Annotated in this window: 18 protein-coding genes; 9 read left to right on the plus strand and 9 right to left on the minus strand. The window is 70.8% G+C overall.

From position 1 onward, the window contains the following. The 3 genes from ACWDX9_RS40845 to ACWDX9_RS40855 all read right to left on the minus strand — a co-directional run. The coding region (locus ACWDX9_RS40845; protein WP_449964235.1) for a cytidylyltransferase domain-containing protein at positions 1-1,049 on the minus strand (1,049 nt) is incomplete at its 3' end. Positions 1,050-1,121: 72 nt separating this feature from the next. Next, positions 1,122-1,817 (minus strand): response regulator, encoded by a 696-nt coding sequence (locus ACWDX9_RS40850; RefSeq protein WP_449964238.1) that lies wholly within the window; start codon positions 1,815-1,817, stop codon positions 1,122-1,124. Then, positions 1,814-3,313: a sensor histidine kinase gene (locus ACWDX9_RS40855; RefSeq protein WP_449964241.1), complete on the minus strand. Its 1,500-nt coding sequence runs from the start codon at positions 3,311-3,313 to the stop codon at positions 1,814-1,816. Before ACWDX9_RS40855 ends, ACWDX9_RS40850 begins: the two co-directional genes overlap by 4 nt. Positions 3,314-3,421: 108 nt before the next feature. On the opposite strand from ACWDX9_RS40855, the gene ACWDX9_RS40860 reads away from it, so the two are divergent. After that, positions 3,422-4,762, plus strand: coding sequence for a cation:dicarboxylate symporter family transporter (locus tag ACWDX9_RS40860; protein ID WP_364247233.1), 1,341 nt, complete (start codon positions 3,422-3,424; stop codon positions 4,760-4,762). On the opposite strand, the gene ACWDX9_RS40865 is transcribed toward ACWDX9_RS40860, so the two are convergent. From ACWDX9_RS40865 to ACWDX9_RS40875, 3 genes are all read right to left on the minus strand, one after another. Beyond that, positions 4,759-5,580 (minus strand): SAM-dependent methyltransferase, encoded by an 822-nt coding sequence (locus ACWDX9_RS40865; RefSeq protein WP_363964262.1) that lies wholly within the window; start codon positions 5,578-5,580, stop codon positions 4,759-4,761. The two genes, ACWDX9_RS40860 and ACWDX9_RS40865, sit on opposite strands and share 4 nt — an antisense overlap. A gap of 46 nt (positions 5,581-5,626) precedes the next feature. Beyond that, positions 5,627-6,970 (minus strand): sensor histidine kinase, encoded by a 1,344-nt coding sequence (locus ACWDX9_RS40870; RefSeq protein ID WP_449964245.1) that lies wholly within the window; start codon positions 6,968-6,970, stop codon positions 5,627-5,629. 79 nt (positions 6,971-7,049) lie between these two features. Further along, entirely contained in the window at positions 7,050-8,543 is a 1,494-nt protein-coding gene (locus ACWDX9_RS40875) for a glycoside hydrolase family 13 protein (protein ID WP_449964248.1), read from the minus strand. A gap of 301 nt (positions 8,544-8,844) precedes the next feature. On the opposite strand from ACWDX9_RS40875, the gene ACWDX9_RS40880 reads away from it, so the two are divergent. The 7 genes from ACWDX9_RS40880 to ACWDX9_RS40910 all read left to right on the plus strand — a co-directional run bounded on the left by ACWDX9_RS40880 (position 8,845) and on the right by ACWDX9_RS40910 (position 16,750). Further along, a complete protein-coding gene (locus ACWDX9_RS40880) occupies positions 8,845-10,125 on the plus strand; it encodes a sugar ABC transporter substrate-binding protein (protein WP_449964250.1) in 1,281 nt (426 codons plus the stop codon). 2 nt (positions 10,126-10,127) lie between these two features. Next, positions 10,128-11,708, plus strand: a complete 1,581-nt coding sequence (locus ACWDX9_RS40885; RefSeq protein WP_449964252.1) for an ABC transporter permease subunit — start codon at positions 10,128-10,130, stop codon at positions 11,706-11,708. After that, a complete protein-coding gene (locus ACWDX9_RS40890; protein ID WP_319714304.1) occupies positions 11,705-12,544 on the plus strand; it encodes a sugar ABC transporter permease in 840 nt (279 codons plus the stop codon). The genes ACWDX9_RS40885 and ACWDX9_RS40890 overlap by 4 nt, the downstream gene beginning before the upstream one ends. Further along, positions 12,545-14,329, plus strand: coding sequence for a glycoside hydrolase family 13 protein (locus ACWDX9_RS40895; RefSeq protein ID WP_449964255.1), 1,785 nt, complete (start codon positions 12,545-12,547; stop codon positions 14,327-14,329). Positions 14,330-14,385: 56 nt separating this feature from the next. Next, complete coding sequence (locus ACWDX9_RS40900; protein ID WP_449964257.1) at positions 14,386-15,642, plus strand: right-handed parallel beta-helix repeat-containing protein; 1,257 nt, start codon at positions 14,386-14,388, stop codon at positions 15,640-15,642. 184 nt (positions 15,643-15,826) lie between these two features. Then, entirely contained in the window at positions 15,827-16,438 is a 612-nt protein-coding gene (locus ACWDX9_RS40905) for a TetR family transcriptional regulator (RefSeq protein WP_449964260.1), read from the plus strand. Positions 16,439-16,447: 9 nt separating this feature from the next. Then, positions 16,448-16,750: a hypothetical protein gene (locus ACWDX9_RS40910; protein ID WP_364247249.1), complete on the plus strand. Its 303-nt coding sequence runs from the start codon at positions 16,448-16,450 to the stop codon at positions 16,748-16,750. A 4-nt stretch (positions 16,751-16,754) separates the two neighbouring features. On the opposite strand, the gene ACWDX9_RS40915 is transcribed toward ACWDX9_RS40910, so the two are convergent. The 3 genes from ACWDX9_RS40915 to ACWDX9_RS40925 all read right to left on the minus strand — a co-directional run bounded on the left by ACWDX9_RS40915 (position 16,755) and on the right by ACWDX9_RS40925 (position 19,276). Further along, positions 16,755-17,456: an SDR family oxidoreductase gene (locus tag ACWDX9_RS40915; RefSeq protein ID WP_355192320.1), complete on the minus strand. Its 702-nt coding sequence runs from the start codon at positions 17,454-17,456 to the stop codon at positions 16,755-16,757. Positions 17,457-17,478: 22 nt separating this feature from the next. Beyond that, the gene (locus ACWDX9_RS40920) at positions 17,479-18,636 is read right to left on the minus strand and encodes a thiolase family protein (protein ID WP_449964265.1); all 1,158 of its coding nucleotides are present in this window, start codon (positions 18,634-18,636) and stop codon (positions 17,479-17,481) included. A gap of 76 nt (positions 18,637-18,712) precedes the next feature. Then, complete coding sequence (locus ACWDX9_RS40925) at positions 18,713-19,276, minus strand: TetR/AcrR family transcriptional regulator (RefSeq protein ID WP_449964268.1); 564 nt, start codon at positions 19,274-19,276, stop codon at positions 18,713-18,715. Positions 19,277-19,330: 54 nt separating this feature from the next. Here ACWDX9_RS40925 and ACWDX9_RS40930 point away from each other — a divergent pair, with 54 nt between their 5' ends. Then, a complete protein-coding gene (locus ACWDX9_RS40930) occupies positions 19,331-22,441 on the plus strand; it encodes a bifunctional cytochrome P450/NADPH--P450 reductase (RefSeq protein WP_449964271.1) in 3,111 nt (1,036 codons plus the stop codon). Positions 22,442-22,466: the final 25 nt, after the last annotated feature.

The raw sequence follows: 22,466 nt of genomic DNA on the forward strand, positions 1-22,466 counted from the left end.
CCTCGGCGAGGAGCTCGGGCTGATGGGCACGCTGATGGTGGTGGCGCTGTTCGGGCTGCTCGGGTACGCCGGTTGACGTCGTTGCCGACGTAGGCGACGCGGGCCGGGTCGAGGCCCTCGATGGTCAGCCAGTCGCGCAGCACGGTCCGCTTCTCGGCCAGGCCCTGCAGCACGGGGACGCCGAGCTTGCGGGCGCGGGCGGCCACCACCGGGTTGTGCTCGGTGGACATGACCAGCACCTTCACCCCCGACCGCTTGAGCAGCGCGATGCCCATCCCGTCGGAGCGGCTGACGAGCACCATCTCGCGGCCGTCGGAGTCGACGTAGGCGCGGTCGTCGGTGTGCACGCCGTCGAAGTCGGTGATGACGGCGTCCACGTCGATCGGCTCGGGCTCGTCGATGAACGGGGCGAGCGCGCGTACCAGCTCCAGGTCGTCCGGGTTGTCGATCTCGACGGCGTGCTTGGGCGACACCGGCTGGACGGCGACCTGGCCGAAGAAGCGGTGGCCGTGCTCGCGCAGGCCGGAGGTGCGCATGACGTAGAAGGCGCCGTTCTCGCGGAACTCGGGGTCGCGGTCCTGGCGGCGCTGCCGGACGGCCGGGTCGTGGTTGATGCCGCCTCCGGCGGCGCTCCACAGGAACTCGTGCGTCGGCAGCCCCGACACGACCGAGTCGGCCTCCCCGTCCAGCACCTTGCGCACGGCCTCCGACAGGCTCTCCGGGTCGATGAACGCGCTGGTGCACTGCACCAGCACGACGACCTCGGGGTCCTCGCCGAGGGCGTCGAGCGCGTGCAGCACCGCCGACTCGCTGGAGGCGGTCGCGCCGCTCAGCTCCTCGGGCCGGTCCACGACGATCGCCCCCGCCTCACGGGCGGTCTCGGCGATGCCCGCGTGGTCGGTGCTGACCACGACCTGGTCCACGAGCTCGGCCCGCTGGGCGGCCCGTACCGCTCGGGTGACCAGCGGGACGCCGCCGACCAGGGCGAGGTTCTTCAGGGGTACGCCCGCCGAACCTCCGCGGGCGGGAACTACGGCCAGGACTCGCAAGATCTGTCTCCTCAGTGCATCGGACTGCACCAGAAGCTAGAGCCCCGGATTGAACGGCCAGCGTCACCATCATTAACTTTCCATGGGGATCCGGTAGAGGAGTTCTGGCCGGCCGACTCCTCCGTATTGCGGGATGCGGGCCGCCACCCCCAGCTCGACCAGGTATTCCAGGTAGCGGCGGGCCGTCACGCGGGACACCCCGATCGCGTCGGCCACGGCCTGGGCCGCCATGCCCCCGGGGCTGTCGCGCAGCTTCGCGGCGACCGTGTCGAGGGTGTCGCGTGCCATGCCCTTCGGCAGCTCTGAGCTGCCCCGAAGGGTGCCGAGGACCCGGTCCACGTCCCCCTGCCCGACGGCCAGGCCCGCCTCGTCCTTGAACCGGGCGTAACGCGTCAGCTTTTCGGAGAGTGTCGCGTAGGTGAACGGTTTGAGCAGGTACTGGGAGATGCCGAGGGAGACCGCGGAGCGCACCATGGCCAGGTCGCGGGCCGAGGTGACGGCGATCACGTCGCACATGAGCCCTCCCGCGCGGATCGCCCGGCACACCTCCAGCCCGTGCATGTCCGGCAGGTACAGGTCGAGCAGGACGAGGTCCACGGGCTTGCCGCGCAGGAACCGCAGGGCCTCGCCGCCGGTCCTGACCACCCCGGCCACCTCGAAGCCCGGGGTCCGCTCGATGTAGATGCGGTTGGCCTCGGCCGTGATCTCCTCGTCCTCCACGACGAGCACGGATATCTTCGCGCCCGATCCCGGCGCCGGGATGGTCATCGCGCCCGCACCCGCTCCGGCACCGGCAGCCGCACGGTGAACACCGAGCCCTTCACGTCGATGGTGCCGCCCAGCCGCCGCACCGCCTGTCCCACCAGCGCCAGCCCCAGCCCGCGCCCGTCGCCCTTGGTGGTCCAGCCCTTCGCGAACGCCTGCGGGTCGGCCAGCCCGGGGCCGTTGTCGGCGACCCTGAGGAGGACCTCGCCGCCGCCCGCGCTGAGGTGGACCTCCACCCGGGAGGCCGCCTCGATGGCGTTGTCGATCAGGTTGCCCACGATGGTGACGAGTTCGCGCGGATCGAGGCCCAGGTCGTCGAGCTCGCTGTCCTGGCTGATCACGAGCTCGGCGCCGCGTTCGGCGGCCTCGGCGCTCTTGCCGAGCAGCAGCGCGGCGAGCACCGGCTCGCGCACCGCGCCGACCACCCGGTCGGTCAGCTCCTGCGCGGCGCGCAGCTCCGCCGTGCCGAGCGCCACGGCCTGTTCGGTACGGCCCAGCTCCACCAGCGTGATGACGGTGTGCAGCCGGTTGGCGGCCTCGTGGGCGGCCGAGCGCAGCGAGTCGGCGAAGTCGCGCTCGGCGTTGAGCTGCCCGGTCAGCGCCTGGAGTTCGGTGTGGTCGCGCACGGTCACGACGGTGCCGAGCCGGCTGGCGGCGCTGTTGACCGCGAGGACGCGGTCGCCGACCAGGTGGACGCGCTCGTCGTCGGCGGCCAGCATCTCCGAGAGGCCGAGTTCGCCCACGTGCCGTCCTTCGGCGTCGGCGGGCAGGCCGAGCAGCATCCTGGCGGCGTCGTTGCAGAGCGTCAGCGTGCCGTCCTTGCCCACCAGCAGCAGGCCCTCCCGGACGGTGTGCAGGACGGCGTCGTGGTGCTCGTGGATGCGGCCCAGCTCCACCGGGCCGAGGCCGTGCGTCTGGCGGCGCAGCCGCGCGGTGACCAGCCACGTGCCGGCGGCGCCCAGCGAGAGCGCGAGCGCGACGATGAGGCCGCCCCAGGCGAGCTGGTCGCGGACCCTGGCGCTGATCTTGTTGATCGTGATGCCCGCGCTGACCAGCGCGCGCACCCGGCCGTCCGACATGACGGGGGTCACCACCCGCCTGGACTCGCCGAGCGTGCCGGTGTAGGTCTCGGTGAACGTCTCGCCCGCCAGCGCCCGCTCGGTGTGGCCGAGGTAGTGCTTGCCGATCTCGGCGGGGTTCGGGTGGGTGTAGCGGGTGCCGTCGGGTTTCATGATGGTGATGAAGTCGACGCCCGTCTGGTGGCGTACCTGCTCGGCGTACGGCTGCAGCCGTACGGACGGGTTCGGGTCGTCGAGGGCGGCCAGCACGCTGGGCGAGGCGGCCACGCTCACCGCGACGGCCCTGGCCTTGCTGCTCGCCTCGTCGGTGAGCAGCTCGTGCGCCTGCACGAGCGCGAGCACCGCGAGGCCCGCCACCGTGACGGCGACCACGAGCAGCTGCAGGACCAGCATCTGGCCCGCCAGGCTCCAGCGCCGCATCTGACATCTCTCCTGTGAACGAAACTTACTCAATGGTGACCTATGTCACTGTGAGGCGCATACTCGGGCGTCTAGAAGGTCATTTCCATCACCGCTGGAGAGCCCCCCATGCGTGATCGCACTCGCTACCTCTATCTGGCCGTCATCGGGGCGGTCCTACTCGGCATCCTGGTCGGATTCGTCTGGCCGGACGTGGGCAAGGAGCTCAAACCGCTCGGCACCGGCTTCGTGGCGCTCATCCAGATGGTGATCGGGCCGATCATCTTCTGCACGATCGTGCTGGGCATCGGCTCGGTACGCCAGGCGGCCAAGGTCGGCAAGGTCGGCGGCCTCGCGCTCGGCTACTTCATCGTCATGTCCACGGTAGCCCTGCTCATCGGCCTGCTGGTCGGCAACGTCATCGACCCGGGCTCCGGGCTGCACCTCAGCGACGCCGCCAAGCAGGCCGCGGAGGCGCAGGCGGCCAAGGGCGGCGAGTCCACCACGGTCGACTTCCTGCTCGGCATCATCCCGAAGACGCTGGTGTCCTCGCTCACCGGCGGCTCGGTGCTGCAGGCGCTGCTCGTGGCGCTGCTGGCCGGGTTCGCGATCCAGGCCATGGGCGCCAAGGGCGAGCCGATCCTGCGCACCATCGAGCACTTCCAGCGGCTGACGTTCCGCATCCTCGCCATGATCATGTGGGCCGCGCCCGTCGGCGCGTTCGGCGCGATCGCCGCGGTCGTCGGGGAGACCGGGCTGGAGGCGCTCAAGAGCCTGGCGATCATCATGGTCGCCTTCTACATCACCTGTCTGCTGTTCGTCGGCGTCGTGCTCGGCTCGATCCTGTGGCTGGTCGCCCGGATCAACCTGTGGTCGCTGCTGAAGTACCTGGGCCGCGAGTTCCTGCTCATCCTGTCCACCTCCTCGTCGGAGACGGCGCTGCCCCGGCTCATCGCCAAGATGGAGCACCTGGGTGTGAGCAAGACCGTGGCCGGCATCACGGTGCCGACCGGCTACTCCTTCAACCTCGACGGCACCGCGATCTACCTGACCATGGCCACGCTGTTCATCGCCGAGGCCACCGGGGCGCCGCTGCAGTTCGGCGAGCAGATCGCGCTGCTGCTGTTCATGATGATCGCCTCCAAGGGCGCCGCGGGCGTGACCGGGGCCGGGCTGGCCACGCTGGCCGGCGGGCTGCAGGCGCACCGTCCCGCGCTGGTCGACGGCGTCGGGCTCATCGTGGGCATCGACCGCTTCATGTCCGAGGCCAGGGCGCTGACGAACTTCGCCGGCAACTCCGTCGCCACCGTGCTGGTCGCCGTCTGGACCGGCGACTTCGACCGGGAGCGCGCGACCCAGGTGCTCGCCGGGAACGCGCCGTTCGACGAGGCCACGCTGCTGGACGAGGACGACGACGACAACCGCCCCGGTCCCGACGAGTCGGGCGACCGGGAGCTGTCGAAGGTCTAGGGCTTGCGGGCGATGCCCGCGTAGCCCAGCCGCGACATGTCCGCGTCGAGGAAGATCGGGATGTCGCGATCGATGTACGGCCACCCGAGCTCCGGCCCGATGCCGTTGGCGAGGTGGCCGGGCGGGATGAACTCGAAGTCACCGAAGAAGGCCGCGATCTCCTTGCCGGGTCGCGGCCTGAACGGCATGTTGGCCCGCTGGTAGAACTCGACCACCCGGTCCGTCAGCGCCGAGTGGGAGTCGCTGCCCACGTGCGAGATGGCCAGATAGCTGCCCGGCGCCATCGCCTCGCGGTAGCCGGCCACGAACGTGCTCGGGTCGTCCTCGTCGGGGATCAGATGCAGGATGAACATCATCAGCACGGCCACCGGCCGCTCGAAGTCCAGGAGCGCGCGGACTTCGGGGTTGGCCAGGATTTCCTTCGGCCGGCGCACGTCGCCCAGCACCATGGCCACCCGCTCCGGGTCGGCCAGCAGGGCCCTGCCGTGCGTGGCCACCACCGGGTCGTTGTCCACGTAGACCACGCGGGCATCGGGGGTGTGGCGGAGCGCGACCTCGTGCACGTTCTCCTGCGCCGGCAGGCCGGAGCCGAGGTCAAGGAACTGCGTGATGCCCTGTTCGCACAGGTAACGCACGAACCGGCCAATGAGCGCCCGGTTCTCCCTGGTGCCTTCACGGGTTTCGGGAACCGCGCTCAGGACCAGTTCGGCCAGATCCCTGTCGGCTTGGAAATTGTCCTTGCCGCCCAGGAAGTAGTCGTACATGCGCGCCGCGTTAGGGATGTGAGGGTCAACGCCCTGCGGCGCTTGTTCCGTCATGACACCATGATCTATGACTTGAGCACCGGAAATCTACGAAAAGCGGTCAAACAGCTGGAAGTCTCAACACAAATCGCGCCCCGCCCACACGGTCCTCAACGGTGATCTGGCCCCCATGGGCCACCACGACGTCACGCGCGATGGCCAGGCCCAGGCCCGTTCCGCCGGCGTCGCGGCTGCGGGCGGCGTCCAGGCGGGTGAAGCGCTGGAAGATGCGCTCCCGATCCTCCTCGGCGATCTCCACGCCGTCGTTCTCGACCGCCAGCAGCGCCGTGTGCTCGCCCTCCCTGCGGACCTCGACCTGGACCGTGTGCTCGGCGTGGCGCTGGGCGTTGTCCAGCAGGTTCGTCAGCACCCTGGCGAGCTGGAGCCGTACGCCCTCGACCACCACCCCCTCGGTCAGTTCCACGTGCACGGGCACCTTGTCGCAGCGCACGGACAGCTCCTGGCGCACCAGCTCGGCGAGGTCCACCCGCTCCTTGACCACGTCCACCCGGGAGCCGATCCTGGCCAGCAGCAGCAGGTCCGTGATGATGGCCTCCAGGCGGTCGGTGTCACGCAGCGCGCTGTCCACCAGCGCCTCGACGTCGGTGTCGTCGGGATAGAGCTGCGCGCTCTCCAGCTGGGCGCGCAGGCCCGCGATGGGGGTGCGCAGCTCGTGCGAGGCGTCGGAGGCGAACTGGCGCTGCTGCTGGGCCGAGCGTTCCAGCCGGGCCAGCGTGCCGTTGACGGATCTGGCGAGCTGGGACACCTCGTCCGCGCCCGGTGGCTGCGTGACGCGCCGGCTCAGGTCGCCCGCGTGGACGGCGTCCAGCTCGGCCCGCATGGTCGCCACCGGTCTCAGCGCGCGTCCCGTAACCAGCCACGTGGCCCACGATGCCAGCCCGATGAGCACCCCGACCTCGATGAACACCACCACTTCCAGGCCGCGGTTGGCCAGCAGGTCGGGCGTGCTGCGGCCCGCGTAGACCACGGGGGAGTCGGCGAACATGCTCACCCGGACGGCCGTGACGTGGATGCACTCGGTCGGCAGGCAGTTCATCACGCTGACCACCCGGTTCTCGGGCGTGGGGCGGATGTCGCTGAGCGGCGGCAGGTTCCTGGCCGCGTCGCTGCTGGCCAGGATCTGCCCGTTGGGGCCGACGACCTGGATCAGGTCCACCGGCGGGTTGGGCACCGGGATGGCGGCGCCCATGGGCAGCGCGCCGCCGCGCATCTCGTACGCGATCCGCTCGGCCGTGTCCCGGGTGTCGCGGAACACGCTGGCCGTCATCAGCGACCTGGCGGTGATCACCCCGGCGACGGCCACGGGGATGAGCACGAGGGCGGCTACCGCCGTCGCGATGAGGGTGACGCGTCCGCGCAGGGATCTGGCCCACCAGGGTGGCACCCTGTGAGGTTACCGAGCGTGATTACCGACATTTGCCGCGTTAAGGGAAAGATTCCCCCAACCCGGGGGTCGGATCCGGTCAGCGCTGGATCCAGACCGCGGTGTCCGGCGGGACGGTCCCGTCCTCGGCGAGCGGGCCGCTGGACAGCAGCACCTCGCCGCCCAGGTCGAGCCGTACCGGCTCCTCGCCCGTGTTGACCACCACGACCAGCCCCGGGTCGCGCTCGATGGCCAGCACGTCCTTGGGGGAGTCGAGCCACGTCACGGTGCCGCCGCCGAGCGCCGGGTGCTCCCTGCGGAGCTTCAGCGCGGCGCGGTAGAGGTTCAGGGTGGAGGCGGGGTCGTGCTCCTGGGCCTCGGCCGACAGCGGCCCCCACGAGGCGGGGATCGGCAGCCAGGGGTCGCGCCAGCCGAAGTCGCCGGAGGCGGTCCACGGGATCGGCACCCGGCAGCCGTCGCGGCTCTCGCCGGTGCGCCGGAAGGCCGGGTCCTGGCGCAGCTCGTCCGGCAGGTCGAGCACCTCGGGCAGGCCCAGCTCCTCGCCGTTGTAGAGGTAGGCCGAGCCGGGCAGGGCCAGCATGAGCAGCGTGGCCGCCCGGGCGCGGGCCAGGCCGCCGTGGCGGGTGACGTGGCGGGGCTTGTCGTGGTTCGACAGCACCCACGTGGTGGGCGCGCCGACCAGCTCCGACTCCTTCAGCGCCTTCTCGATGACGGTGCGGAACGACTTGGCGTGGAAGTCGGCCATCATGAACTCGAACGAGAACGCCTGGTGCAGCTCGTCGGGCCCGACGTAGCGGGCCAGCCGCTCGGGGGAGGACACCCACGCCTCGGCCACCGCCATCCGGCCGCCGGGGTAGGAGTCGAGGATCGGCCGCCACTCGCGGTAGATCTCGTGCACGCCGTCCTGGTCGAAGTACGGGAGCTGCTCGTCGCCGAGCATCTCGGCCTGGCGGCCCTCCTTCGGCCCCACGTCGGGCAGCCCGGCGGCCTTGATCATGCCGTGCGCCACGTCGACCCGGAAGCCGTCCACGCCCCGGTCGAGCCAGAAGCGCAGGATGTCGCGGAACTCGGCGCGCACGTCCGGGTTCTCCCAGTTGAGGTCCGGCTGCTCGGGGGCGAACAGGTGCAGGTACCACTGCCCGTCCGCCACCTGCGTCCAGGCGGGGCCGCCGAAGATCGACTCCCAGTCGTTGGGCTCGTCGCGGAAGATGTAGCGGTCGCGCAGCCCGGCCTGGAACCAGGGGTGCCGGTCGGAGGAGTGGTTCGGCACCAGGTCCACGATGACCCTGATGCCCTTGTCGTGGGCGTCGGCGATGAGAGCGTCGAAGTCGGCGAGCGCGCCGAACATGGGGTCCACGTCCCGGTAGTCGGCCACGTCGTAGCCGCCGTCGGCCATGGGGGAGGTGTAGAAGGGGCTCAGCCAGATGGCGTCCACGCCCAGGTCGGCGAGGTAGCCGAGGCGGTCGCGCACGCCGGCGAGGTCGCCCATGCCATCGCCGTCCGCGTCGGCGAAGCTGCGCGGGTAGACCTGGTACACGACGGCGTCACGCCACCAGTCGTCGTTGCCGAGCATGGCTGTCCTTCCCTGGATGCCCGAGATGTCCCCTGAGGTTGTGGTGAAGGATGTCGCGATCGTTCGGCCAGGGTCAAGCGCAACTTGCGGAAAGTTGCATACGTCACCCTGACCCGCCCGTACTCCGGCCCGAAGCCGCTTGCGGGAGGTGCTTTCGCGGGGCTCGGTGAGGATCACGTAACGCTCTTTCGCAAGTTCTTCCAATTCTTGCAAAGAGCCGCTAACGTCCCGGAAACGTTAGAGCTTTCTTCCGGCGGCGCTCGCGTGGCACCGCCGTTCCTGCGTGACCTCAGGAGGTCCCATGCGCATGCGGGCTCTGGGTGTGGCCGCTCTCGCGACCCTCGCTTTCGCCGCCACGGCGTGCGGCGAATCCCAGCCGGCTTCCCAGTCGGCGTCCCCGGCGGCACCCGGTGCGTCCGCCTCCGCCCCGGCGGCCAAGAGCGGCGGCACGCTCGTGATCTGGGCCGACCCCAGCCGCGTCAAGCCGCTCAAGCCGTTCGCCGACCAGTTCGGCACCGAGAACGGCGTGACCGTCGAGGTGAAGGAGATCAGCAAGGACAACCAGACGACCTTCCTCACCGCCTCCCAGCAGGGCAGCGGCCCCGACATCATGATCGGCGCGCACGACTGGATCGGCAACCTCGTCCAGAACGGCGCCATCGACCCCGTCACGCTGACCGACGAGCAGAAGGCCGCCTTCTCGGCCAAGGCGATGCAGGCCGTGACGTTCAACGGACAGGTCTACGGCGCCCCGTACGCGGTGGAGAACATCGCCCTGATCCGCAACACCAAGCTCGCCCCCGACGCCCCCGCCTCGATCGAGGACATGATCGCCAAGGGCAGGGAGCTCAAGGCGGCCGGCAAGGTCAAGGAGGTGCTCTGCATCCCCGTCGGCCAGAAGGGCGACGCCTTCCACGTCTACCCGATCTTCGCCTCCGCGGGCGGCGCGCTGTTCGGCGCCACCTCCACCGGCGACCCCGACCCCAAGCAGGTGCTGGTCGGCTCGCCCGACTCGGTCAAGGCGTTCGGCAAGCTCAAGGACCTGGGCGAGAAGGGTGACGGCGCGCTGCGCACGTCGATCACCAACGAGAACTACATCGTGAACTTCGCCGGCGGCAAGTGCGCCTACCTGATCTCCGGCCCGTGGGCGATGAGCGAGGTCAAGAAGGGCGGCATCACGTACGACATCACGGCCGTCCCGTCGTTCAAGGGCGGCAAGCCCGCCACCCCGTTCGTCGGCGTGCAGACGTTCTTCGTGGCCTCCAAGGGCAAGAACAAGGCCCTGGCCCAGGAGTTCGTCGCCAACTACGTGACCAACAAGGACGTCGCGAAGGCGCTGTACGAGGCCGACCCGCGGCCCCCGGCGCTGACCGCCGCCCTCCAGGAGGTCCAGGCGAGCGACCCGGACGCGGTCAAGTTCATGGAGGCGGGCAAGGACGGCCTGCCGATGCCGGCCATCCCCGAGATGGCGGCCATCTGGGAGCCGTTCGGCATCGCCGAGAACGCCGTCGTCAAGGGCGGCGACGCGGCCAAGGCCGCCGCGGCCGCGCAGAAGGCCATCGACGGCTCGCTCAAGCACTGATCATGGCGCTCGACGTGCGTGAGGCTCCAGGAAAAGGCGGGGAGCCCAAGGCGGCTCCACGGCCCCGCCGGGAGATCACCACGGCGTTCGTGGTGAGCAGGATCGCGGTGCTGGCCGTGGCCGCCGCGATCCTGCTCTACGCCGCGCCGCCGCTGGTCGCCGCCGAATCGTGGGTCTCGCTCGGGCTGCTGGGCGCCGTCAGCGCGGCCATCGCCTACCTCTACCTGACCCGCCGCTTCATCCCGGCCAAGTATCTGGTCCCCGGCACCGTCTTCCTGATCGCGTTCCAGGTGTTCCCCGTGGCCTACACGGTCACCACCGCATTCACGAACTTCGGCGACGGGCACCGCGGAGACAAGGCCGCCGCCGTCACCGCCATCGAGACCGGCTCGGTGCGCCAGACCCCCGGATCGCCCGAGTACGCCATGACGGCCGCGCTGCGCGGCGACGAGCTGGTGTTCCTGCTGGTCGACCCCAAGTCCAAGCAGGTGCGGCTGGGCGACGCCAAGGGGCTGTCGCCGCTGGCGGGCGCCCAGGTCGGGGTCACCGGCAAGGTGCTGGCGGCCCCCGGGCTGACCGTGCTCAAGACGCCCGAGGCCGCCGCCCGCGGGCAGGAGATCTCCGCGCTGGCCGTGCCGACCGGCGACGGCGTGATCAAGGCGAACGGGCTCAGCCGGGCCGTCGAGGGCAAGGCGGCGCTCGTGTACGACGCCGGCTGCGACTGCGTGCGCGGCAACGGCGACACCTGGACGGCCGACGAGAGCCAGGGCTTCTTCGTCAACGCCAAGGGCGAGCACCTGGCGCAGGGCTGGCAGGTCGGCGTCGGCCTCGACAACTTCGCTCGGGTGCTGACAAATCCGACTATTTCGGGATATTTCGCGGGGGTGTTCGGCTGGAACCTGGTCTTCGCGCTGGCCTCCGTGCTCGGCACGTTCGCGCTCGGCATGTCGGTCGCGCTGGCGCTGCACCACCCGCGGATGCGCGGCACCCGCTTCTACCGGATCGCGCTGATCCTGCCGTACGCGATGCCCGCCTTCGCCATGCTGCTGGTCTGGCGTGACATGTTCAACCGCGACTTCGGCCTGATCAACCAGCTGCTCGGCGCCAACGTCGACTGGCTGGGCGAGACCGGGACCGCCCGCTTCGGGGTGATCCTGGTCAACCTCTGGCTCGGCTTCCCGTACATGTTCCTCGTCACCACCGGCGCGCTGCAGGCCATCCCGCGCGAGCTGACCGAGGCGGCGGCCATCGACGGGGCCACGCCGTGGAAGGCGTTCCGGCGGGTGACGCTGCCGCTGCTGCTGGTGGCGCTCACGCCGCTGCTGATCTCGTCGTTCGCCTACAACTTCAACAACTTCAACGCGATCGCGCTCACCACCGAGGGCGGGCCGTTCCCGGCCGACAACCCGCAGGTGGGCGGCACGGACCTGCTGATCACCTACACCTTCAGGCTGGCGTTCGGGGCGGGCGGGGCGCAGTTCGGCTTCGCGGCGGCGGTCTCGGTGTTCATCTTCACGATCGTGGCCGTCATCTCGGCCGCGGCGTTCCGCCGTACCCGCAAGCAGGAGGAGGTCTACGCGTGAAGCTCGCCCTCAGGCACGTCTTCGTGCTGATCGTGTGCGCGTTCGCGCTCTTCCCGATCCTGTTCGTGGTCTCGGCCGCGATCAACCCCATGGGCACGCTGGCCTCCACCGACCTGCTGCCGACCGGGGCCAGCCTGGCCAACTTCGCCCACCTGCTGACCTCCGACAGCTACCCGTTCGGCCGGTGGTTCTTCAACTCGGTGTTCATCGCGCTGGTGGCGTCGTTCGCGAGCCTGCTGCTGTCGATGCTCGCCGCGTACGCCTTCAGCCGCATGCGCTTCGCGGGCCGCCGGGTCGGGCTGCTGGCCCTGCTGCTCATCCAGATGTTCCCGCAGTTCCTGGCCATCGTGACGATCTTCATGATCTTCACCAGGGTGACCGAGCTGTACCCGGCCTTCGGGTTCAACACCGTGTGGGGGCTGATGCTGCTCTACCTCGGCGGCGCGCTCGGTGTGAACACCTGGCTGATGAAGGGCTTCCTCGACACCGTGCCGAAGGAGCTGGACGAGGCCGCCACCGTGGACGGGGCCACGCACGCGCAGATCTTCTGGCGGGTCATCATGCCGCTGGTCACGCCGATCCTCGCGGTCACGGCGCTGCTGGCGTTCATCGGCACGATGAGCGAGTTCCTCATGGCGAACGTGTTCCTGCGCGACCCCGAGAGCAAGACCCTCGCCGTCGGCATGTACGGGATGATCGCCGGCGACCACCGCAACGCGAACTTCGGCATGTTCGCCGCGGCGACGCTGCTTACCGCGATTCCGACGGTGAGTGTGTTCCTCTGGTTGCAGAAGTACATCGTCTCCGGGCTCACCGCCGGGGCTGTCAAGGGATAGGTGCATTTGCGCTTCATCGGGGAGCCGCATCACGACGGCTCAGCTCTGTACGTCTCCGAGCAGGCGCCCGCCCTCGGCTCGCGGGTGACGCTGTGGCTGCGGGCGCCGCTGGCCGCCGGGATCACGGGCGTGCACGTGCGTACCGTGCACGACGGTGAGCCGCGCTACGCCGAGGCGGCGCCGGACCCGTCGCGGCGGGAGGCCGGCGGGTACGGCGGCACGGACGTCTGGTGGCGGGCCGAGATCACCGCGGTCAACCCGGTGACCCCGTACCGGTTCCTGCTCGCCACGCGGGGCGGGCAGGCGTGGCTGACCGCGGCCGGGCTCGTCACCCACGACGTGACCGACGCGGGCGACTTCCGCCTCGTGTGCCACGAGCCGCCGCCCTCCTGGATGTCGGACGCGGTCGTCTACCAGATCTTCCCCGACCGCTTCGACCGCTCCCGGCCCATGCGCGACCTGCCCGACTGGGCGCTGCCGCGCGACTGGGACCACGACCCGGTCATCCCCGCCGGCCCCGGCACCGCGGGGCAGTTCTACGGCGGCGACCTCGACGGCGTCGCCCAGCGGCTCGACCACGTCCAGAGCCTCGGCGTGAACACCGTCTACCTGACGCCGATCTTCCCCGCCCGCTCCAACCACCGCTACAACGCCTCCACGTTCGAGCACGTCGATCCGCTGCTCGGCGGCGACGAGGCGCTGCACCGCCTGTCCGGCGCCCTGCACGCCCGCGGCATGCGGCTGCTCGGCGACATCACCACCAACCACTGCGGCGACACGCACGAATGGTTCACCGCCGCGGTCTCCGACGTGAACGCGGTCGAGCGCGAGATGTTCTACTTCGACCCCGACTCCGGCGACTACGAGTCCTGGTGGGGAGTCAAGACGCTGCCCAAGCTCAACTGGGGCAGCGAGCTCGTCCGCGCCCGCATGCGGGCCGTGCTGAAGAAGTGGCTCGGGCCGCTGGACGGCTGGCGCGTGGACGTGGCCAACATGACCGGCAGGCGCGCCGCCGACGACCACAACCACGAGGTCGCCGCCATGCTGCGGGCCGAGCTGGGCCCCGAGGCCGCGTTCATCGCCGAGCACAACCACGACGCCTCCTGCGACCTCGACCGCGACGGCTGGCACGGCACCATGAACTACGGCGGCTTCACCCGCCCCGTCTGGGCCTGGTTGCGCGGGCCCGAGCTGGACCTCGACCACTTCCTCGGCGTGCCGGGCGGCGTCCCGGCGCGCGACGGGACGGCCGCGCTGGCCACGTTCCGGTCGTTCGCGTCCCACATGTCGTGGCGCTCGCTCGTCCACTCCTGGCAGCTGCTCGACTCGCACGACTCGCCCCGCATCCGCACCGTCACCGGCTCGCGCGAGCGCCACCTGCTCGCGCTCGGCCTGCAGGCCGCGCTGCCGGGCACGCCGATGGTGTTCGCGGGCAGCGAGTTCGGCCTGACCGGGGTCAACGGCGAGCACTCCCGCACCCCGATGCCCTGGAACCGGCCCGCGGACCAGGACCTCCCGACGCTGGCGGCCTACCGGGAGCTGTTCGGGCTGCGCCGCGCCGAGCCCGCGCTGCGCCACGGCGGCCTGCGCTGGCTGCACGCCGACGCCGACTGCCTGGTCTTCGCTCGGGAGACGTACGAGGAGTCGATCCTGGTGTGCGTGCGGCGGGCGCCCGGCGCGCCGCTGCGCCTCGGCGTCCACGCGCACGGCCTCTACAACGCCGAGGACGGGGACGTGGTGCCGGGCGACGGACCTTCGGTGCGTCTCTGGCGTCTCGCGCGCTGATCACGCTACCTTGGGCTACCCCCCCATCCGCTCCAACTCGATAGTGGTGTGCACGAATGAGGTTGCTGCCCGTAGCCGTCATGGCGGCTGTCCTGCCTGCTTTCTCGCCTGCGGCCCCGGCCCACGCGCTGGCCGGCACCACGTACTACGTGGACTCGAAGTCGGGTAACGACGACGCGGCGGGCACCAGCGCCACCGCGCCGTGGAAGTCCCTCGACAAGGTCAACTCCGCCGACCTCAAGCCGGGCGACGCGGTCAGCTTCAAGCGCGGCAGCTCCTTCACCGGCCCGCTGAAGCTGGAGGCCAACGGCACCGCGGCCAGGCCCATCGTCATCCAGGCGTACGGCACCGGCCCGCTGGCCAGGATCAGCGGCATGGACGACGACTGCGTCGTGCTCAGCGGCGACCACTGGCGCGTCGGCGGCCTGCGGGCCTCCCGCTGCCGCTGGGCCGGCTTCGAGGTCGCCGGCGACAGCAACGAGCTGGCCGGCGTGCAGGCGGACGGCAACATCGCGGGCGTCTACGTCACCCAGTCCGGCTCGCGCAACGTCATCCGCGACAGCGTCCTGACCGACAACAACCGGATGAGCGTCAACGACGAGGGCGGCGACAACGACTCCGGCGCCTTCGGCGTGCTGCTCAACGGCGACGACAACCTCGTGACCGGCAACACCATCACCGGCAGCTACGCCAAGAGCGCCGACTACGGCACCGACGGGGCCGCCGTCGAGATCTTCGACGGCGACCGCAACCGCGTCACCCACAACATCTCCAGGAACAACGAGACGTTCACCGAGCTCGGCGCCCAGAAGGGCAAGACCGCCACCGGCAACGTGTTCGCCTTCAACGTCGTGACCTCCTCCCGCAGCCGCGGCTCGTTCCTCATCACCCGGGGCCCGCGCCACATCGTCGGTCCCGTGAAGGGCACGATCGCCGTCCAGAACTCGGTCTACCTGCCGGCCCGGGACACCATCGGCTGGTCCTGCCACGACGGCTGCTCCCCGTCGATCCTGAAGCTGCGCAACAACGTGATCGTGGTGGGCGGCGAGGCGGGCTGGGAGGACGGCAAGGGGGCCGACGAGGGCGGCAGCGTCTACCAGGGCCGCGTGAACAAGTTCAAGCTGGGGCCGAAGTCGATCGTGGCCGACCCGAAGTTCGTCTCCCGTACCGACCTGCGGCTGCGGCCCGGCTCGCCGGCGCTCGGCCGCGGCCTGACCCTCAGCCCCGCGTGGTACGGCGGCAGCGCGCTCGGCAAGGACATGGTGGGCAGGCCCCTGGCCGGCTCCCCCGACGCAGGCGCCTACCAGCGCTGACGCGCCCCTCCTGTCCCTTCCCGCATCGGCGTCGCCCCCTGCGCCGGTGCGGGGACTCCTGGGCCACGTGGCACCGCCATACCCATGGACGCCGGGGGCGCGGTCTGCCGCGCTCCCCATTCACGGGGGAAAGGCTCCTCTCCTTGGCGGGTGTAAAGATGCAGTGAGTGTAAGCTTGCATGCCATGGAGGAGTCCCGGCGCGAGCGTAAGAAGCGGCAGACCAGGCAGTTGCTCGTCGGCACGGCGCTCAGGCTGTTCGCCGAGCAGGGATACGAGCAGACGACGGTCGCGCAGATCGCCGCCGCGGCCGACGTCGCCACCAAGACGTTCTTCAACTACTTCCCGACCAAGGAAGACGTGCTGTTCGCCGAGGTCCTGGAGTACATGGAGCAGATGGCCGGCGTGGTCGCCGAGCGCGAGCCGTCGGACCGCGTCGCCGACGTGCTGCTCAAGACCTACGACCGGGTCATCGCCCACTACCTGACCAAGGGTCCGCTGGCGGGCGACCGCGAGCTGACGAAGGTCTACGAGCACCTGATCGCGACCGTGCCCTCCATCCAGGCCAAGGCCCTGCACATGATGTTCGGGGTGCAGCGCGAGGTGGCCCGGCACCTGCTGGAGGCCTTCCCCGACGTGCTCGACCCGATCAGCGCCGCGGCGGTGGCCGGCGCGTTCGTGGGCGCGGTCCAGGGGGCGGGCGGCGCCGCCCGCGAGGCCGGCCAGTCCGATGAGGAGATCGTGGCCTCGATGGCCCGCGCCGCCGAGATCGCCATCGGCGGGCTGCGCCCGTTCTAGAGTGGACGGGTGCTTCCAGATCTTCGCCAGCCGCTGGTGCGGCAGCTCGCCGAGTCCGACGTCCCCCGGCGCTACTGGCACCTGGGCGACGAGGACGGGCGGGCCTGGCTGTTCGAGAGCGTCGAGGGCGACGGCCTCGAACAGTGGGCGATCAGGCAGGTGCTGGTGGGCGCCGACCGGACCGCCCGCCGCTACTGGTGGCGCCACCTGCAGGACGAGTACGGCTTCCTCACCGACCAGCCGCTGGAGGTCTGGGAGCTGGCCGAGATCACGGAGGAGGCGTTCGAGGCCGTCTGGGAGGCGAGCGACTGAGGCGTCAGCTGCCGGCGGCCAGCACCGGGTAGAGGCGCTCCAGCTCGCCCGAGAGGCCGGCCTTCGACTGCCGGCTGATGGCGTCGGCCAGCACCTCGTAGGCCCCGGTCTCCAGGGCGTCGAGGGCCTGCGCGACGACCTCCTCGGGGGTGATCTTGGGTCCGGTGACGTGGGCGGCCATGTCGGTGTCGATGTAGCCCGCGTGCACCCCGAGGACGTGGGTGCCCTGCTCCTTCAGCTCCAGCCGCAGGGCGTTGGTCAGGGACCACGCCGCCGCCTTCGACGCGGCGTACCCGCTCGCCTGGGGCAACGTGATGAACGACAGCACCGACAGGACGTTCACCAGCGCCCCGCCGCCGTTGCGGGCCAGGACGGGGGCGAAGGCGCGGCTCATGGACAGCGTGCCGAAGTAGTTGGTGTCCATCTCGGCGCGCGCCGAATCCAGGTCCGAGCTGCCGGAGCGCGAGATGCCGGCGTTGTTGACGAGCAGGTCCACGTCGCCGCAGCGCTCGGCCGCGGCCGCGACGGCGGCCGGGTCGGTGACGTCGAGCTCGATCGGGGTGAGGTTCGTGCCGGTGATCGTGGCGGGGTTCCTGGCGGCCGCGTAGACCGTGCGGGCTCCCCGGTCCAGGAGGGCCTGGGCGAAGGCGGCGCCCAGGCCGCGGTTGGCGCCGGTGACGAGTGCGACGCTGCCGGAGATCTTCATGACGACTGCTCCCAAGGGGTTGTCAGGGACGTTCGAGGATGAGGGCGTTGGCGAGGCCGCCCGCCTCGCACATGGTCTGCAGCGCGTAGCGGGCGCCGCGCTCGGCCATGGCGTGGACCAGGGTCGTGGCGATGCGGGCGCCGCTGGCGCCCAGCGGGTGGCCGAGGGCGATGGCGCCGCCCTTGACGTTGACCTTGGCCGGGTCGGCGCCGGTCTCCTGGAGCCAGGCCAGCACGACGCTCGCGAACGCCTCGTTGACCTCGAACAGGTCGATGTCGGCGAGACTCAGCCCCGCGCGGCGCAGGACCTTCTCGGTGGCCGGGATGACGCCGGTGAGCATGAGGATCGGGTCCGAGCCGACGACGGCGAAGCTGTGCAGGCGGGCCAGGGGCCGCAGGCCCAGGCGGGCCGCCGTCTCCGAGGTGGTGACCAGTACGGCCGCCGCCCCGTCGTTGATCGGGCTGCTGTTGCCCGCGGTCACCGACCAGTCGATCTGCGGGAACCGCTCGGCGTAACCGGGGTCGGCGAAGGCGGGCCTGAGCCCGGCCAGGATCTCCGGCGTCGTGCTCGGGCGTACCGACTCGTCCCGGTCGAGCCCGCCGACGGGCGCGAGCTCGCCGGCGAAGGAGGAGGCGGCGGCCTTGCGGTGCGAGCCGGCGGAGAACTCGTCGAGCTGCTCGCGGCCGAGCGACCACTTGGCCGCGATGAGCTCCGCGCTGATGCCCTGCGGCACCAGGCCGCCGGGGAAGCGCGCGGCCAGCGCCGGGCCGAACGGGTCGGCGCCCGCGGGCACGTTCGACCACATCGGCACCCGGCTCATCGACTCCACGCCGCACGCCACCACCAGGTCATACGCGCCGGACATCACCCCTTGCGCGGCGAAATGCACCGCCTGCTGTGACGAACCGCACTGCCGGTCCACCGTGACCGCGGGCACCGACTCCGGGAGGCCGGCCGCCAGCCAGGCGTTGCGGGTGGTGTTCATGGCCTGCTCGCCCACCTGGTCGACGCAGCCGCCGATCACGTCGTCCACCAGGGACGGGTCCACCCCGCTGCGCTCGATCAGGGTGCGCAGCGTGTGCGCGAGCAGGTCCACCGGGTGGATCGCGGACAGGCCGCCGCCCGGTTTGCCCTTGCCGATCGGAGTACGTACGGCTTGCACGATGACGGCATCACGCACAGCGCCCTCCTCATCAGTTGGAAAACTGAACCCACTCTAGACCCGGTGGGTTTGATTTTCCAACGGACCTCCTTGATCAGGAGGTGGAGTGCGCCAGGCCGTCGATGATCAGCTGGATGGCCGCGTCGAAGGTGCGGCCGATCTCCTCGGGATCGTCCGACATGTGCCCCTCGGTCTCGGCCAGGATGAAGCCCGAGACGAACGCGTGCAGGATGTCGCTCGTCCGCCGCAGCTCCGGCTCCGGCACCCCCGCCAGCCTCAGGATGCGGTAGAGCGTCTGCCAGACGGGCAACCGCCGGTCGGCGACGAGGCTCGGATGGGTGTGGACATATCTCCATATGGCGGGGTGCTCTTTCGCGTGCCGGTGATAGTCCAGCGCCAGCGCCATGAGCTGCTCCTGCCATGGGGCGCCGTCGTCCGGCGGGACGTGCATGCGCTCGGCCGTCGTGGCGCAGACCAGCGCCAGCAGCGCGTCCTTGCTCTCCACGTGGTGGTAGAGCGACATCGGGTTGACGTTCAGCTCGGCCGCCAGCTTGCGCATGGACAGCCCGTCCACCCCGCTCTCGTCCATCAGGCGCACCGCCGTGGTGCCGATCTCGTCGAGGGTCAGGGGTGCACCCCTGCGCGCGCTCACTGCCATACACCGTATGGTAGCGTCAGCCATACGGTGTATGGCTACTCGAAGGGAGCAATCATGGCGGAGATCCCCGCCCCGCAGGGCCTGCCCATTCTCGGCAACACGCTGCAGATTCCCTCTCACTCGCCGATGGAGCACTTCGCCCAGGTCGCCACCCGTTACGACGAGGGCATCTACCGGCTGGAGATCGTCGGCCGCACGGTCGTGGTGGTGTACGACCCCGACCTGGTCGCCGAGGTGTGCGACGAGAGCCGGTTCGTCAAGCGGATCAAGCCGCCGCTGACGATCGTGCGCGACTTCGCCGGTGACGGGCTGTTCACGGCCGACCCGGACGAGCCGGTGTGGGGGCACGCGCACCGCATCCTGATGCCGGCCTTCAGCCAGCGGGCCATGAAGGCGTACTACGGGCAGATGCTCGAGATCGCCGAGCAGCTCGTCGAGTCGTGGGCCGCCCGCCAGGGGGAGGACCTGCCCGTCGCCGACGACATGACCAGGCTGACCCTGGACACGATCTCGCTCACCGGGTTCGGCTACCGGTTCAACTCCTTCGACTCTCCCGAGCTGCACCCGTTCCTGCAGGCCATGGGCGGCGCGCTCACCGAGGCCATGCTGCGCAACCAGCAGCTGCCGTTCGTCACCAAGCTCAAGCGCGGACGCGAGGAGGCGTACCGGCGCGACATCGCCACCATGCAGTCGCTGGTCGACGACGTGATCACGCAGCGCCGCGCCGAGGGCGCCACCGGGTCCAAGGACCTGCTCGGCCTCATGCTGGAGGCGTCCGACCCGCAGAGCGGCGCCCGCCTGTCCGACGAGAACATCCGCAACCAGGTCCTCACCTTCCTCATCGCCGGCCACGAGACCACCAGCGGCCTGCTCTCCTTCGCCCTGTACAACCTGCTGCGCGAGCCGCACACCCTGGCCCGCGCCTATGAGGAGGTGGACCGGCTGCTGCCGGGCGACGAGCCGCCCACGTACGAGACGATCATGAAGCTCGACGTCGTCGCGCGCATCCTGGAGGAGACGCTGCGGCACTGGTCGCCGATCCCGGGGTTCAGCGTCAGCGCGGTCGAGGACACCACGATCGGCGGCTACCCCCTCGCCAGGGACCAGGGCGTCATCGTGCTGCTGCCGGTGCTGCACCGCAGCCCCAAGGCGTGGGAGCGGCCGGACGAGTTCGACATCGACCGCTGGCTGCCGGAGAACAAGCAGAGCCATCACCCCGGGGCGTACAAGCCGTTCGGCAACGGCGAGCGGGCCTGCATCGGCCGCCAGTTCGCGCTGACCGAGGCCAGGCTGGCGCTGGCGATGATCCTGCGGCGGTTCGCGATCTCCGACCCGAGCGTCTACCGCATGAAGATCAAGCAGACCCTCACCCTCAAGCCCGACGGGTTCACGCTCAGGGTCCGCGAGCGGCGGGCGCACGAGCGGACCGTCGTCGTGGCCCAGGAGGTCGAGGAGAGCGCGCAGCAGGAGATCGCCGTCACCGGCGTGCCGCTCACCGTCGCCTACGGCTCCAACCTCGGCACCAGCTCCGACATCGCCGAACGCCTGGCCGAGCGGGCCGGTCGGGCGGGCTTCGCCACGACGCTGACCTCGCTCGACGACATGACGCCGCCCGGCGAGGGCCTGCTGATCGTGGTCGCCTCCTCCTACAACGGCAAGGCCCCCGACAACGCCCAGCGTTTCGACGCCCTGGAGGCGCTGCCCGACCTGTCCGGGGTCCGGCTGGCCGTGCTGGGCTGCGGGAACACGCAGTGGCCCACGTACCAGGAGTTCCCGAAGCGCGCGTACGAGAAGCTGACGGCCGCCGGAGCCGTGCCGCTGATCGAGCGCGGCGAGGCCGACGCGGACGGCGACTTCGACGGCGACGTGACCGCCTGGACGGCCGGGCTGTGGGCGGCGCTGGCAGAGGAGTACTCGGCAGCTGCGAATCTGGGCACCGAGAGCGCCGGGCCGCGTTACGAGATGGAGGTGCTCAGCGAGGCCGAGGTCAGGCCCTCGGTCGTCTCCTCGCGCGCGTTCCCGCTGACCGTCGTCTCCAACGAGGAGCTGACCTCCGACCCGACCGGCCTCTGGGACTTCTCGACCGAGGCGCCGCGACCCGGCGTGCGCTCCATCGTGGCCCGGCTGCCCGAAGGCGTCACCTACTCGGCGGGCGACCACGTGGCCGTCTTCGCCAAGAACGACCCCGAGCTGGTGGAGTGGGCGCTGCGCTGCCTGCGCGTCCCCCGCGACCAGGTGGTACGGCTGCGCGCCGCCGGATCCACCCACCTGCCCGTGGACACGGCGGTCACGGCGGGCCTGCTGCTGACCGAGTTCGCCGAGCTGCAGGAGGTGGCCACCAGGTCCGACCTGGAGGCGCTGGCCGCGCACACCGCCTGCCCCTGGACCAAGGGCCAGCTCGCCGAGCTGACCGCGAACTACGCCGACGAGATCCTCGCCAAGCGCGTCTCCCCGCTCACCCTGCTCGACCGCTTCCCCGCGATCGAGCTGCCGCTGCCGGTGTTCCTGGAGATGGCCGGGCCGATCAAGCCCCGCTACTACTCGGTCTCCTCCTCGCCGCTGACCGACCCCTCGCTCGTACGCCTCACCGTCGGCCTCGTCGAGGGCCCCGCCTGGTCCGGCTCGGGCACCTACCAGGGGATGTGCTCGGCCTACCTCGCCGGGCTCAAGGAGGGCGAGGTGTTCTACGGCTACATCCGCGTGCCCGCGCCGCCGTTCCGGCTGCCGGACGACCCGGCCACGCCGGTGATCCTCATCGGCCCCGGCACCGGCTTCGCACCGCTGCGCGGCTTCATCGAGGAGCGCCTGCTGGCCGGGGCTCCCGGCCGCGCCGCCGTCTTCACGGGCTGCCGCCATCCCCGGCACGACAATCTGTATGCGGACGACCTGGCCCGCTGGGGCGTGCCCACGCACGCCGCGTACTCCGCCGTGGCCGGGCATCCGTACCGGTTCGTGCAGGACGCCGTCGCGGCGCACGCCGACGAGGTGTGGGAGCTGCTCTCCCAGGGGGCGTACGTGTACGTCTGCGGCGATGGGCTGCGGATGGCTCCTGCGGTGCGGCGGACGCTGCTGGACATGTACCGGTCACGGACGGGGGAGGATGGGGCGGGGTGGCTGGCCGACCTGGAGTCCTCCGGCCGCTACCAACAGGACGTCTTCGCCTGAACCCCCGCCCCCGCCCGCCCCCGCC

Source organism: Nonomuraea sp. NPDC003201 (assembly GCF_053590415.1).

Excerpts from the sequence above, each read along its gene's own strand:
- ACWDX9_RS40865 (WP_363964262.1), bottom strand. The coding sequence starts at position 5,580 with ATGACGGAACAAGCGCCGCAGGGCGTTGACCCTCACATCCCTAACGCG.
- ACWDX9_RS40925 (WP_449964268.1), bottom strand. The coding sequence starts at position 19,276 with ATGGCAGTGAGCGCGCGCAGGGGTGCACCCCTGACCCTCGACGAGATC.
- ACWDX9_RS40880 (WP_449964250.1), top strand. The coding sequence starts at position 8,845 with ATGCGCATGCGGGCTCTGGGTGTGGCCGCTCTCGCGACCCTCGCTTTC.
- ACWDX9_RS40915 (WP_355192320.1), bottom strand. The coding sequence starts at position 17,456 with ATGAAGATCTCCGGCAGCGTCGCACTCGTCACCGGCGCCAACCGCGGC.
- ACWDX9_RS40930 (WP_449964271.1), top strand. The coding sequence starts at position 19,331 with ATGGCGGAGATCCCCGCCCCGCAGGGCCTGCCCATTCTCGGCAACACG.
- ACWDX9_RS40860 (WP_364247233.1), top strand. The coding sequence starts at position 3,422 with ATGCGTGATCGCACTCGCTACCTCTATCTGGCCGTCATCGGGGCGGTC.
- ACWDX9_RS40850 (WP_449964238.1), bottom strand. The coding sequence starts at position 1,817 with ATGACCATCCCGGCGCCGGGATCGGGCGCGAAGATATCCGTGCTCGTC.
- ACWDX9_RS40900 (WP_449964257.1), top strand. The coding sequence starts at position 14,386 with ATGAGGTTGCTGCCCGTAGCCGTCATGGCGGCTGTCCTGCCTGCTTTC.
- ACWDX9_RS40885 (WP_449964252.1), top strand. The coding sequence starts at position 10,128 with ATGGCGCTCGACGTGCGTGAGGCTCCAGGAAAAGGCGGGGAGCCCAAG.
- ACWDX9_RS40875 (WP_449964248.1), bottom strand. The coding sequence starts at position 8,543 with ATGCTCGGCAACGACGACTGGTGGCGTGACGCCGTCGTGTACCAGGTC.
- ACWDX9_RS40905 (WP_449964260.1), top strand. The coding sequence starts at position 15,827 with ATGGAGGAGTCCCGGCGCGAGCGTAAGAAGCGGCAGACCAGGCAGTTG.
- ACWDX9_RS40855 (WP_449964241.1), bottom strand. The coding sequence starts at position 3,313 with ATGCGGCGCTGGAGCCTGGCGGGCCAGATGCTGGTCCTGCAGCTGCTC.